This window comes from Halanaerobium sp. ST460_2HS_T2 (genome assembly GCF_003337665.1).
Taxonomy (GTDB): Bacteria; Bacillota; Halanaerobiia; order Halanaerobiales; family Halanaerobiaceae; genus Halanaerobium; species Halanaerobium kushneri.
The window spans coordinates 59,547-72,367 of sequence record NZ_QPJF01000007.1; the positions used below are offsets into that span (position 1 = coordinate 59,547).

At 35.1% G+C, this 12,821-nt stretch carries 11 protein-coding genes; 2 read left to right on the forward strand and 9 right to left on the reverse strand.

The features are described from left to right. Positions 1 to 46: 46 nt before the first annotated feature. Positions 47 to 1,408: an alkaline phosphatase gene (locus DFR80_RS04825; protein WP_114489346.1), complete on the reverse strand. Its 1,362-nt coding sequence runs from the start codon at positions 1,406 to 1,408 to the stop codon at positions 47 to 49. A gap of 288 nt (positions 1,409 to 1,696) precedes the next feature. Between DFR80_RS04825 and DFR80_RS04830 the strand changes: the two genes are divergently transcribed. Continuing rightward, entirely contained in the window at positions 1,697 to 2,272 is a 576-nt protein-coding gene (locus tag DFR80_RS04830; RefSeq protein WP_114489347.1) for a hypothetical protein, read from the forward strand. Positions 2,273 to 2,440: 168 nt separating this feature from the next. On the opposite strand, the gene DFR80_RS04835 is transcribed toward DFR80_RS04830, so the two are convergent. Beyond that, positions 2,441 to 3,268 (reverse strand): aldo/keto reductase, encoded by an 828-nt coding sequence (locus tag DFR80_RS04835; protein ID WP_076545567.1) that lies wholly within the window; start codon positions 3,266 to 3,268, stop codon positions 2,441 to 2,443. A 301-nt stretch (positions 3,269 to 3,569) separates the two neighbouring features. Here DFR80_RS04835 and DFR80_RS04840 point away from each other — a divergent pair, with 301 nt between their 5' ends. Beyond that, positions 3,570 to 5,237 carry a S8/S53 family peptidase gene (locus DFR80_RS04840; protein ID WP_158537682.1) on the forward strand — a complete coding sequence of 556 codons (1,668 nt, stop codon included), beginning with the start codon at positions 3,570 to 3,572 and terminating at the stop codon, positions 5,235 to 5,237. Between the two features lie 34 nt (positions 5,238 to 5,271). On the opposite strand, the gene rihC is transcribed toward DFR80_RS04840, so the two are convergent. From rihC to DFR80_RS04875, 7 genes are all read right to left on the reverse strand, one after another. Further along, positions 5,272 to 6,186: a ribonucleoside hydrolase RihC gene (gene rihC / locus DFR80_RS04845; protein WP_114489349.1), complete on the reverse strand. Its 915-nt coding sequence runs from the start codon at positions 6,184 to 6,186 to the stop codon at positions 5,272 to 5,274. A 67-nt stretch (positions 6,187 to 6,253) separates the two neighbouring features. Beyond that, entirely contained in the window at positions 6,254 to 7,015 is a 762-nt protein-coding gene (locus DFR80_RS04850; RefSeq protein WP_084566189.1) for a nitroreductase family protein, read from the reverse strand. Between the two features lie 21 nt (positions 7,016 to 7,036). Next, a complete protein-coding gene (locus tag DFR80_RS04855) occupies positions 7,037 to 10,276 on the reverse strand; it encodes an SNF2-related protein (protein WP_114489350.1) in 3,240 nt (1,079 codons plus the stop codon). Between the two features lie 4 nt (positions 10,277 to 10,280). After that, positions 10,281 to 10,712, reverse strand: coding sequence for a DUF86 domain-containing protein (locus tag DFR80_RS04860; protein ID WP_114489351.1), 432 nt, complete (start codon positions 10,710 to 10,712; stop codon positions 10,281 to 10,283). Continuing rightward, positions 10,705 to 11,097: a nucleotidyltransferase domain-containing protein gene (locus tag DFR80_RS04865; protein WP_114489352.1), complete on the reverse strand. Its 393-nt coding sequence runs from the start codon at positions 11,095 to 11,097 to the stop codon at positions 10,705 to 10,707. Before DFR80_RS04865 ends, DFR80_RS04860 begins: the two co-directional genes overlap by 8 nt. An 82-nt stretch (positions 11,098 to 11,179) precedes the next feature. Next, positions 11,180 to 12,085 (reverse strand): nucleotidyl transferase AbiEii/AbiGii toxin family protein, encoded by a 906-nt coding sequence (locus tag DFR80_RS04870; RefSeq protein ID WP_114489353.1) that lies wholly within the window; start codon positions 12,083 to 12,085, stop codon positions 11,180 to 11,182. Then, complete coding sequence (locus tag DFR80_RS04875) at positions 12,082 to 12,687, reverse strand: type IV toxin-antitoxin system AbiEi family antitoxin domain-containing protein (protein WP_114489354.1); 606 nt, start codon at positions 12,685 to 12,687, stop codon at positions 12,082 to 12,084. Before DFR80_RS04875 ends, DFR80_RS04870 begins: the two co-directional genes overlap by 4 nt. Positions 12,688 to 12,821: the final 134 nt, after the last annotated feature.

The window sequence follows — 12,821 nt, forward strand, 5'->3', positions numbered from 1 at the left end:
TGCCACTTTTGAGTAAAACTATTATTTTATAGATTATCTATTTATTTTACGGACGCATTGCTTCAAATAGTACTTTGGAGAATTCAGTATTTTGGATAACTCCATTGAAATCTTCAGTCTCAGGTCCAAAAGCGAAAATTGGAACTGAATTAAGTGTATGTCCACCAGTATCAGATTTTGCCCGTACATCTGCAGCAACTACGCCAACATTATTTTTTTCAGCAATAATTGATCCGATTTGCCAGCCTACTTTATATTGATAATAAAGTGAACCATCATCTTCATTTACAATATTACTATTAAACTCTCTAGCTTCTTTTTCAGTTAATTCAAGATTAGCATATTCTTTAAATACGCGCTGAATACTATCAATTGTATATGCATTTCCAGATTCAGTTTCAACTAATTTACCAGCCATATATTCCGGAGAGACTTCAATATTCATTAGAGCTTCTTTATTAATAGGTTCAGTTACAGAAAATCCTAAAGTTTCATGGTCTGCAACAACAACCACCATTGTATTCCCATTTTCTCTGGCCCAGTCAACAGCATATTTTATGCTTGCATCAAAATCAAGAGTTTCTGCTACAACTCCCGGTACATCTGCTGCATGAGCTGCATGGTCAATTCTTGCTCCTTCTGCCATCAAGAAAAATCCATCTTCATCTTCAGAAAGAACATCAATCGCTTTTGTAGTCATTTCTAAAAGACTTGGTTCTTTTGAATCTAGATCATCACGATCCTTGATATAATTCATATAAGAATCATTAAACAGGCCAAGCACTTTACCATTCATTGGCATTACTCTTTTTAATTGTTCCTTATCTGTTACATACTGATAACCCATTTTTTTAGCCTTTGCTATTAAATCTTCGCCGGCTTCTTCTTTCATAAAATCTTCTCGTCCACCACCAAGAACAACGTCTACATCGTTATCTAAAATCTGTTTTGCAATTTCTCCCCCCATACCGCGATCTTTAACAGAGGCAGCAAAAGTAGCTGGAGTAGCATCTGTAACCATATTGGTACTTATAATCCCTGTCGCTTTGTTTCTTACTTCAGCAAAATCCAATACAGAATCCAACTCTGCTCCATTTTTATTCATAGCCACAGCACCATTGTATACTTTATTACCTGTAGCCATCGCTGTACCAGCGGCAGCAGAATCAGTAACCCCTTCTGTAGAACTGGTCATCATAAGACCAACATTGGGCATCTTCATCATTTCAAGTTTATAATCCTTGTCTCCAGCCATATATCTAGTCATGTCCATCTGGCCGATTCCCATACCATCACCAATCATTAAAATGATATTCTTTACCTCAGCCTGAGCCGCTGCAGTAAAAACAAGAGAAAAAATCAGAAATAATGAAGCTACCACCATTAATCTTTTTGACTTTTTAAGCATAAATCTTAACTCCTCCTTTAAAAATTTTAGTTTGTCAGACGACTGATGTCTGTCTATTATATTTTATTCAATACAAATATTAAAAATCCTTCTTTATTTTCAGATTTTTTCATTTATTCTGATTAAATATTCTTTTTGAATATTTTTTTCTGATAATAATTCAAATTTAATCTTGTGAAACTATTGACAAGTAATAACTTAAGTGCTATAATTTTTATTGTGATATATATAACATAACAATTTATATTTTCACATCTTATATCTAAAAATTTATTAGGGGGTAAAAAAATGAAAAAAAGTTTAGTTATCTCAATGATTCTGGTTTTAGTCTTAGCATTCTCAGGAATGGCTTTTGCTACAGCCCACACTCTTAATGTTGTTGGTGGAGGAGAAAAGCAGGAAATCTCTACCGGCAGGACAATTGATGATTACGTAAATTCTTTATTAGAATTAGCTGATGCTGATGAAGCTGGGGATATCTTCTATCCAGAAAGAAATGAAGTTAAGTACCCATTTGTACCTCTTTACAAAGAGGGAGAACTTATTGGTTATGGTAGCTGGGTAAATACAATTATCTATTCTCATCCAGAAGATTTTATTGCTGTAATTGGTATGGCAAATAATTCTAAGACTGAAGAAAGCATGGCGGTAATCAAAAAATGGAAACCTCTTGATGCAAATGACCATCATCCAGAAATGAAGCAGGAAGAGTTTTTAAGCAGATATTATGGTTTAAGTCTTAAAAGTTCATTTGATCCAGAAGTAGACATAATTTCTGGTTCTACTATTTCATGTCACACATTCTACTTTGAAATGAAAAATATGCTGCTCGTTTTTGAAAACTTTGGTCCTGAAGCAGAATAAATTTTAATTAACTTAACTAGCCCACTTTTCAATAAAGTGGGCTTTTTCTAAGAATATATTTCACTCCATAGTAAAATTCTTTTCAATAAAAAAAGATATTAGAGAGCAGCAAAAACCGCCCATCTAATATCCAATCTAAAGCAATATTTAAGCTCTTATTTAAAATATTTAGGAACTAATTCCATAGGTTTCATCATCAAGAGTGATCATGTAAACTCTTTTCTCTGTATCAATATTATCAATTTTTGCCATATCATCTGCTTTGAGTTCCCAATCAAAGAGCTCTAAGTTTTCAGCAATGTGAGCTTTACTTTTTGATTTAGGAAGTGGTACAATTCCCTTCTGCAGTTCCCATTTTAGGACAATCTGAGCAGGTGATTTATCATATTTATCAGCAAGCTCTAAAATTGTCTCATCTTTTAATACCTCAGTTCTGGCAAGTGGTGCAGATGCTTCAAGAATAACGTCATTTTGATCACATACTTCAAGCAGTTCTTTTTGATACAACCAGGGATGAAATTCAACCTGATTGACAGTAATTGGTACCTGAGTAATCTTTAAAGCAACTTTTAATTGATAAACCGAAAAATTACTGACTCCAATATTTTTAACCAGACCTTCATCAGATAAATACTTCATTGCCTGCAGAGTTTCTCTTAAAGAGATAGCAGGATTTGGCCAGTGAATTAAATAAAGGTCCAGATAGTCAGTTCCTAATTTTTTTAGAGATCTTTTACAGGCCTTAATAACACTTTCATAATTTAAATTAGATGGTAAAACTTTTGAAGTAATAAATAACTCATCTCGGTCATAATTTTTTAACACTTCACCAATTCCAGCTTCATTATGGTAGCCCTCAGCAGTATCAATGTGATTATAACCTTCCTTAAGAGCAATTTCAACTTTTTCTCCCACATTTTCTTCTGCAATATCCCAGGTTCCATAAGCAATTACTGGAATCTCATCACCTGTCTTCAATTTGCGTGTTGGAATCATCTTTATTCCTCCTTTAAATTTCTTGTCTTTTTAAAACTAATCCACGTCCTTAAATTTTCAAAAATTTTCTTTCCTATTATATTATATTAAAGATAGTAAACCGATTTCCTTGTTTGGTTTTTAATTTTTTTATATTAATCATTTGATTTAATCTATGTTATAATTAGTCTAGCTAATACTGAAAGGAGGAACTGCTATCAAAAAACCACTGATTTTTCTATTAATTATCCTGGTTATCTTTATTACCTCCTTTTTTCTAAAAGATAAGTTATTGAGCAGCAATTCGGTTAAAATATTTATTTTGGATTCTGAAGTTGAAAAAGAATTTCTCAATAGTCCTGCTCTTAAAATTCAGCCAAATAGCTCTCACGGAAGCAAGGTAGCAGCCATCATCCGCAGTCAGAGTCGGGTCGAAATCAGATCTTTTTCGGCAGAAAATATTATCAAACGAATTGATAAAAACAGTTATTTAAATGCTCTAAATAAGATTTATAATTACACCAGACTGCATCCAGAAGAAAAAATTGTGGTCAATATCAGTCTCGGTTTTGAAGAGAGTGAGTTTCAGACAGAAATCATTAAGCAAATAACGGCTCTTAATAATATTGCTCTGATTGCAGCTGCCGGAAATGATAATAGACAAAAGCTCAGTTATCCTGCTCTTTTTAATAAAGTTACTGCAGTTGCTGCCCTGGAGAATAACAAAAAAATGATGGGCTCAAATTATGGTAGCAAAGTTGATTTTTCGGCTCCTGGGGTTATCGAAATCACTCAGAGAGATTATCTTCCTGCTTTAAATTACAGCCGTACTTATAAAATTAGTGGAACTTCTTTTGCTGCTCCTCAACTTACTGCTCTGCTGGCCAATCTTTTAAGCCTAAGGCCGGAGCTTAGCATTGAAGCCGGTCTAAAAATAATTGAAGATACTACTGCTGAAATTAATGATCCCCTCTTTGTGGAGGAAAAACTTGGAGCCGGCAGAATTAATAGCTTTAAAGCTTTAAGCCAGGCCAGCGGCCTCTATCTCTTGCTGCAGTTAAGTATCTACTTTTCTTTATTCCTTGCCATCCTGTTATTTTTCTATCTCTGCTGGCAGAAATATGGTCTGAGCGGAGTTTTCATCTTTTTAATTTGCTCAATCCTGGCCTATTTACTCCAGCCCCTACTGCTGCTTTTCTACTATCAGTTTGGGCTTTTAAAAATTATTATCTTTCTGGCAGTGCTAGTTCTGCTGTATTATCTCCTGCTCAAATCAATTTCTTTTTACATTAAGCAGAGTCATAACTTTTCTTTAATTATAAAACTGGCACCTTATTTAAATCAAAATTTACAAAAACAGGTGAGAGCTGGATTAAACAGACTTCTCAAGCAGGAAAATCATGAGCAGACTTTAGAATTTGAAGCAATGATTAAGAATCATTTGAGACACTGCAGCTCCAGTAAAAAATGCACCATTTATTTAAAGCTGGCAGCCCTGCTCAATCCAGTTCCGGTAGATTTGATTATTAAGAAAGCAGTTAGATTTAATCTCAATTCTAAATTAATAGCAGAAGAACTGGAAAAGCAAGAAAACTATAAAAAGCAAAAATCAATTATCAGTGCAGAGCTTTTAAAATTAATTATTGAAGCTCCTTATCCAGTCAAAAAGAAATCAGCAGTGGTGGCAGTTGATTTAGCTGAACCGACAGTTTTAGTTCCTCTAAAAAATCTGCTGCTTAAAAGAAATGAGCTGAATCTTAGTTCTGAAGCCCAGTATTTTCTGCTTGATATTCTGGGGATATTTGGTACTGAGGCTTCTGATCTGGCTGAGCTGCTGGAAGAAATAATATCAAAGAGCAGTGATCCCTGGCTTAAATATCATGCTCTTCATGCTTATACTAAAATTGCTGTTGATAGGGAAAGCTATCAGAAATTTATAGAAAAAATGAAGACAGAAGAAAAAGAGCCAGTAACCCTGGCTCTTGACTAATAATAAAATATCCAATTTTGACTTCTCTAAATATTTATTTTAACTTCGAAATCTCAGCAGTCACCCAGTCTCTAAATTTCTGCTGATCAATATCAACAGCCAGCTTAACATTCTTTTTCTCACTATAGCGAGAATAAAGATCGGCAACAGTAGTACCTGCAGCCGGACCATCTAAAGCCACCTCCAACTGAGTTTTTTGATAATCAAAAATCTCGGGTTCTAACAGATAGCAGATTGTACAGATATCATGCATCATTAAACCCGGACCATAAATATCTCCACCTCGATAGTGGCTAAAAAGTGAATGTAGCATCTCTCCGGCTTCTCCAAGTTCTTTGATTTTTTCAATATCAGCCTTACTCAAAAGAGCTCTGGTTGTAACCCGAAGTCCAAAAATAGTAACCGGCAGACCTGAGTTAATCACCATCTGTGCTGCATGGGGATCAACCTTAATATTAAATTCAGCTGCTGTATTGGTATTACCGCCAATTGTGGAACCGCCCATAATTACAATTTCCTCAATCTTGTCTTTGACCTCTGGATACATGCTGAGCAGTAAAGCAGCATTGGTCAGCGGACCAATTGTAATTAAGGTAACCTTATCCTTACTCTTTAAAATCATTTCCTTCATAGCAACTGCTGAGTGCTGAGGCAGAACATGACGTTCACTTGTAGGAAAATCATAGCCGTTCATCCCTGTTTCTCCATGAAATTGACTGGCATCCTCATATTCTCTCAGCAGAGGCAGAGAATTACCGCGGGCCAGAGGAGTATCTTTTTCAAAAAAATCTAAAATCTTTTTTGCATTTTCTGTTGTATAATCTAAATTAACATTTCCAGCAACTGTGCTTAACATTAAAACTTCAAGCTCAGGATTATTTAAGGCAATGCTCAATGCTGCCGCATCATCTATCCCCGGATCTGTGTCAATAATAATCTTTCTTTTCACTAAATCATCTCCTGTCAACTAATTCTATATTTTTTGCTAGCAGAATTTAATCTTATCAAAACTAAGTCTATATTTTAACTGTACCTAAATAATTATATCCCTCTACCAAAGCAGGATCATAGGAATACTTTTCAAATTTAAATTTATATCCATGCTCTTCGGCCGCCAGCCAGAGGTGAGATAATGTAATACCCATATCAATTCTATTCATTTTTTCATAAAAAAACTTTTTGATAAAATTGGGTTGATGTTGAAAAACATGAATTTGTTTCGCCCCTACTTTAAAATACCAGGGCTGACCATTTGTGGCCGAAGGAGCAAGTCTGGCCGCCTCTAGAAGATCATAGTAATCACTACCTGATTTTATTTCTGAAAGTGTTTTGCGCTCAAAATCTTCAATCGAATCTCTGTGATTATCTTCAGCAGCTCTACCAAAAACTAAAGTAATTACATATTCTAGATCGGAGTCTGCAATAATTTCTTTTTTTGGCTTGGCCATTCCAAACCAGCAGCTGCCAAGATTATTTGCTGCCAGATAAAGATCAAGCTGCTGCAGAATAAAGCCGGCATTTAAAAGGTAATCTCCCTTTTCTTCTGAAAAAAACTGCAGATAGTGGGGGGCCTTAATTGGAATCAAACTTTTAACCTGATCTGAATCGACAATTTGGGCTTCAAAGTTAATTTCTGAATCTAAAGCTTTTGCCTCATTTAAGAAATCCATAATAGACTGAAGTTGATCACCACTTAATTTATCCTGGTGGTACTTTCTAATTGATTTCCGCTTAAATATTGTCTGATAAAGTTCTTCTTTAGAAATAAGTTCTTCCATATTCTGCGCTCCTCATTATTTTTATTTGTAAGATAATAAGTCCTGAATATCTTCCCAGCTGATAGCTTTAATCGGATTGACATTATTTTCAATAACATTATCAAATAGGTCCTGTTTGCGCTGCTGCAGTTTTAACATCTTTTCTTCCACAGTTCCCCGGGTAATTAGCTTATAAACCATTACCCTGTTTTGCTGACCGAGGCGGTGAGCACGATCTGTTGCCTGTCTTTCAACCATCGGATTCCACCAGGGGTCAACATGGACCACCATATCGGCTGCCGTCAGATTTAAACCAACTCCTCCAGCCTTAAGACTGATTAAGAAAACATCGATTTCCGGGTCATTGTTGAATTCCTTTACCCGCTCCATTCTGTTTCTGGTTGATCCGTCAAGATAACGGTAGTTAATACCCTGCTGATCCAAATCATTTCTGATCAGCTTCAGCATTTTTACAAACTGGCTGAAAATAATCAGCTTGTGACCCCCACTTAAAGCATCACTGAGCAGTTCCCGCAGCGCCTCCAGTTTACCGGAATTATGAGCTTTTCCTTCATCTCCCAGCACCAGTGATGGATGATTGCAGATCTGTCTTAGTTTTGTCAGAGCAGCCAGCACATTAATTCTGGACTGATTAAAACCTCTTTCAGCCACAGTCTGCTCCAGTTCTCCTCTAACTTCAGCAAGTACTGTCTGGTAACTGTCTTCCTGGAGCTGGGTCATACTGACAGGATGAACATTAATTATTTTTTCCGGCAGTTCTTTTAAAACCTCTTCTTTGCGTCGGCGCAGAATAAAGGGAGCAACTCTTTCTTTTAGCTCCTTTAACTTGTCTTTTTCATTATTTTTGCTGATCGGAGTTATAAATTCTTTTCTAAAATAGCTGTAGTTGCCGAGATAACCGGGCATCAGATAGTCAAAAATCGACCAGAGCTCTTCAATTGAATTCTCCAGTGGAGTACCGGTCAGGGCCAGCCTTGCTTCTGCTTCAATATTTTTTACAGCTTTTGCCCTTTTAGTGCGGTGATTTTTGATATGCTGGGCCTCATCTAAAATTGAAATAGAAAAAACTTTTCCCTCAGCATTTAATTCCTCCACATCTCTGCTGATCGTCGAATAGGAAGAAATAATCAGATCGTAATCGCTGAAATTATCCCGCATCTTAACCCGCTCGGAGGGTGTTCCATAATAAACAAGGGTTTTTAAATCATCAAAAAATTTATCCGATTCTTCCTGCCAGTTATAAATTAAAGTCCGGGGACATAGCACCAGCGCTGGTTTTTCCGTCTTCAAACTTTTTAAGAGAGTCAGCATCTGCAGAGTTTTACCAAGTCCCATATCATCTGCCAGAATACCGCCGAAGCGATATTTGTGCAGAAAGCGGAGCCAGTTATAACCGTTTTTCTGATAGTCACGCAGTTTATCTTTGACTTCAGTCGGAATTTCTCTTTCTTTAACGACCTTGGTTCCGCTGATCTCAGCTTCCAGCTCATTAAAAACTCTATTTCCTTTAAATTGAATTCCGCTCTTTTCGACCAGATTTTTGTAATATAGAAGATTATGATAGGGGGCTCTGTAGCCTTCATCCCTGGCTTCAGCATCGCTCAGCATCTGCTCAACCTTTTCTTCTTCGGCTCCACTCTCTAAAATGAAATACTGATTATCAAGCTTGATATAAGCTTCTCCTTTTTTATTGTAGGAGATCAGCTGCTGCAGCTCCTGGCGGCTGTAAGTTTTGCCTCCTAAGTTATAGCTGATTGAAAAATCAAACCAGTTGATCCCCTCACTGTCATCAATCTCAACAATTGGCTCCAGTTTAACTTCCTTAATTTCAATCTGATCAAAACTCTGACTGCTATCCACCTGCCAGTCCTCAGGTAGATGAGTAATCCCATCAGTAATGAATTCCTGAATATCAGCATTGTCTTTGATAATAAAATGCTCAGGTCGAACCTTGAAATTATATTCATCCAGAAAATCGATCACCTCTGCCAGTGCTTTATTGTCTCGACCATACCAGAGCAGAGGATCATTATCATCTTTTTTATAAATATTTTTATCAGTATCCAGCCCCAAAAGCTCTGTGTTGCTGTATTCTTCACCTGCAAATTCAACTTCCAGCTCACAGCTGATCTGCTGACTTTTGTAATCCAGCTTTAATTTAACCTCCGGACTCTCCTTAATTAGTTCATATTGCTGCAGTTCTTCCGCAGTTTCCAGTTTTAGGTTTTTTTCCAGGGTCGGCATGATTTCAAATAAAAATTCTCCCTGCTTCTGAACCGGAATTAAATAACTTGTAGGCAGTTCAGAAAAATTATAGAAATCAACTTTATGAATTTTATTGCCAATCAGAGTCCAGCGGCACTGCTCCTCACTTCCCTGATAAATTGGAAAATCATTATCCTTAAGTTCAATTTTTATTTCTTCTAAATCACCGCTGAGCCTGAGCTCCGGCTGCAGGGTTTTTCCTTTTTTAATAATAACTCCATTTTCCTCCAGCTCCAATTTAAATTTCTGGCTCAAATCCAGCAGAAAGTCAAGGTTTTCTTCATTTTTATTTAAAAGTAGAGAACTGCCGCGTCCCTTGCTTTTGCTCAAAGCCGACAGTTCTTCCAAAAGCTCAAGTTCCTCCCCGTAAAAATACTTCTGGAGCAGGCCATCTCGATAATAAGTATAACTGTAATCATCATTCAAAGAATTGACAACTTCCTCCAGCTCCTGCTGACTGAGGTAATTTGAATTAAAAATAAGCTTAAAATTTTTCAAATCCTGATTTAAAAATCCTTTAACACTGTAGTCGAGTTTGGGTACTTCAGTCTGATCATAATTTTTTGTTATCTCCAGTAGGTTATTAAAACTGCGGTCAGCAATCCGCTGTTCCACAATATCATAATCAGAATCGTCACTGGAAAATCTAAGTTCTGATATTTCATCTTCCTCAAACTGAGGCTCATAATTAACCTTGGCCGAACGAAAATCCTCTTCCATAAATTTATTGAGTACAGCCACCTCATGTTTGCAGTATTCTTCCCAGTCATAGGGGCAGTCACAGCTACTTTCTACTTCAAGGCTGTCCTGATGCAGCCTGATTTCCGAATTCACCTTATAGCGTCTGGAACCGGAAACCTGAGCCGAAATCTGGTAAAGGTTGGGCTCCAGCTTATTGATTCTGTACTGCAGTACCCGGCCCTGATTGTAATAATTAATCCCGCGCCTATATATTTTATTTGAAACTAAATCTTTAATTATATCTTTATTGAGCATAAATTTATTTCTCGCTTTCTCTGCCTTCAGCTGCCATTTTTTGAAGCATCTTTTGAGAAAAGTCTTTAATTTCCTCAATTTCATTTTCTATTATTGCCTCCACAATTTTCAGGTTCAACTTCTGATATTCATGGACTGCAATATTTCTAAAACCGACCATAGCTTTTAATTTTTCTGCTTTCTTCTGACTGATTATCTTATTTTGAGCCAGTAGTTCAAAGGCCTCCCGACTATTTTGAGGTACTCCAAACTCCTTTTCTGCTACAATATGCATCGCAATATCAATTGCTGCTTCTGAGAGCCGCTGAATATTTAAAATTATTGAATCCTGTTTTGTATAGTTTTCAAGATTTTTAGGCTCATCCTGATATTCCTCATTAATCCTTTCAAGACAGCGCTTAACTGTTTGAGTTTTATTAATCAAGATATCATTCATTCTCAGCACCTCCCACAATTTTATCTATTATTTCTTTTCTCTCTTCATTTAAGCGGGCATATTTTTTTAATGTCAGCATTTCAAATTCCTGCTGCTGTAATTTATTTTTAGCATATAGCAGCTTGCCCTGAATAATCTGAACCTTAAATACTGTAGAGGCCTTTTTTAGGTCAATCAAATCAACCTCAATATTTAATTTAGAAGCCAGTTTTTGAGCTATTAAAAAGCGCTGATAATCATCTATATCTTTGGAGCTTAAAAATGCCAGGTCCAGATCACTATCCGGACGCTCTTTCCCCTTTGCATACGAGCCAAAAAGATAGATCAATTCAGCCTTTAGCCCTTCTATTAAAAATGATTTTATCACTTTGAAGTCAACTTTCATTTTTATGCCTCCAATTTAGGTCTATATTTCATTATATTATATTTAGTCGGGCAGAACAATGATAATTAGGAAAAAGATTGGCTTATTTTTCAAACCAGCGCAGCTTTTCTGGATCCCAGGTAGAGTTAATTTCTTCCTCTTGAAGAATTGAAACATAGATCGGTCTTAAAAAATCTTCTATATTATTAATAACATAAGTAAAAGATAAATCTTCTTCTTTAATTCTTTTTAAAAATAACTGCCACTGTCTATTTTTTTGAGTATCATTTTTAAATTGTTCAGAAAAAATAATCAGTTCTGCATCTAATTGAGTATCTCTTTTTTTAAATGTTTTCTTAATTGATTTTCTTAAAATTTTTGCTTCATATTGTTTTTTTGACATAAGCTTAAAAATATCATAAAAATCTTTCATCCTTGAATTTAAAAGTGCCAACGAAACCATTGCGTCAAATTTTTCTGCAATTACAGTTTCTAAAGAATAAGCTATGATTTCTGGTTCATCAAAATCTAACAATCCAGGATATTTTATTTTTTCTGGTTTAGGAACTACTATATCTCCAAAACCAATATCGATTTGAAGATGCACTCTGGCATTTCCAATCATAGCAATTATTTTAATCCGCTGTCCCTTATAATCTGCCCCTTCGATTATTGCCCTACTTTTTATCTTATTCAAATCAAAAGATATACCATCTTCAACATTAATTTCCATAATTTTTTTAATGATCTTTTCTATATTAGCCGAATTGTTATCCTGTTTTTTTAATAAAAAATCTATATCTTTTGTCGGTCTTCCTTTAAATTGATCCATAGAATAAAGAAGTAGTCCACCTTTTAGCAGGAAATTATCATTATATTCTGACTTAGAGAGCCTATATAAAAACCTTTCCTGTGCATATAACTGCATAGCCAGATTAAATGGAATATTTAATTCTTTTGAAATATTTTTTAACCTTCCCAACACCGAAGCAGCAAGGTTTTTACTCATAATAACACCTCCAAATATTTTGTCAATTTGCTTTCTGCCGATGTACCGCTGGCATAATTCATTAATTTATTAATATTTCTATCTGAGCGGGAAATATACACTTTTAGACTCTCAATTAGAATATCTTTAGGAATTTCATAACTATACCTAAAAGAATCAGAAAGACTTTTTTCAATATCATAAATCTTAATATTATACTCATCAATTTTTTCTTCTTTAATCCCTTCCTGATAATACTTTTCGGAAAAATAATATAAATTAATTGGTGGATAACTAACATTTTTTACTTTTTTTTGGTTTGGAATTGCTACCTGATATTCTAGAGGAGTATAAGTTGTGAGTTCATAATATGAAAGAGCAGATGCTAGACATATTACTCCATCAGGAATAATCATAGCTACATCAACCAGTTCATTTAAAGAGTTAAATTTCTCATTATTCCATTTATAAAGTCCTCTTTTCAACTTTATAACTTCATCATTATTTAAAAGATCACTTAAATATTTTCGATGAATACCTTTTTCACTCAAATCTCTTGCACGAAGATAACCCTTATTTTCATAAAATAGCCTTTTAATTTTATTTTTTGTATCAGGCTTCATTTTAACCACCACCTTGAACTAATATACTGTATTTTTATAATTATTACAGTTGATTTGTTCATATAAACTAATTATACTCCTTTTTCTACTGATTAGCAACATAGATTTGCACTTCTTTGTAGGTATAAAGTGTA

Excerpts from the sequence above, each read along its gene's own strand:
- DFR80_RS04830 (WP_114489347.1), top strand. The coding sequence starts at position 1,697 with ATGAAAAAAAGTTTAGTTATCTCAATGATTCTGGTTTTAGTCTTAGCA.
- DFR80_RS04865 (WP_114489352.1), bottom strand. The coding sequence starts at position 11,097 with ATGAAAGTTGACTTCAAAGTGATAAAATCATTTTTAATAGAAGGGCTA.
- DFR80_RS04870 (WP_114489353.1), bottom strand. The coding sequence starts at position 12,085 with ATGAGTAAAAACCTTGCTGCTTCGGTGTTGGGAAGGTTAAAAAATATT.
- DFR80_RS04855 (WP_114489350.1), bottom strand. The coding sequence starts at position 10,276 with ATGCTCAATAAAGATATAATTAAAGATTTAGTTTCAAATAAAATATAT.
- DFR80_RS04850 (WP_084566189.1), bottom strand. The coding sequence starts at position 7,015 with ATGGAAGAACTTATTTCTAAAGAAGAACTTTATCAGACAATATTTAAG.
- DFR80_RS04835 (WP_076545567.1), bottom strand. The coding sequence starts at position 3,268 with ATGATTCCAACACGCAAATTGAAGACAGGTGATGAGATTCCAGTAATT.
- DFR80_RS04860 (WP_114489351.1), bottom strand. The coding sequence starts at position 10,712 with ATGAATGATATCTTGATTAATAAAACTCAAACAGTTAAGCGCTGTCTT.
- DFR80_RS04825 (WP_114489346.1), bottom strand. The coding sequence starts at position 1,408 with ATGCTTAAAAAGTCAAAAAGATTAATGGTGGTAGCTTCATTATTTCTG.
- DFR80_RS04875 (WP_114489354.1), bottom strand. The coding sequence starts at position 12,687 with ATGAAGCCTGATACAAAAAATAAAATTAAAAGGCTATTTTATGAAAAT.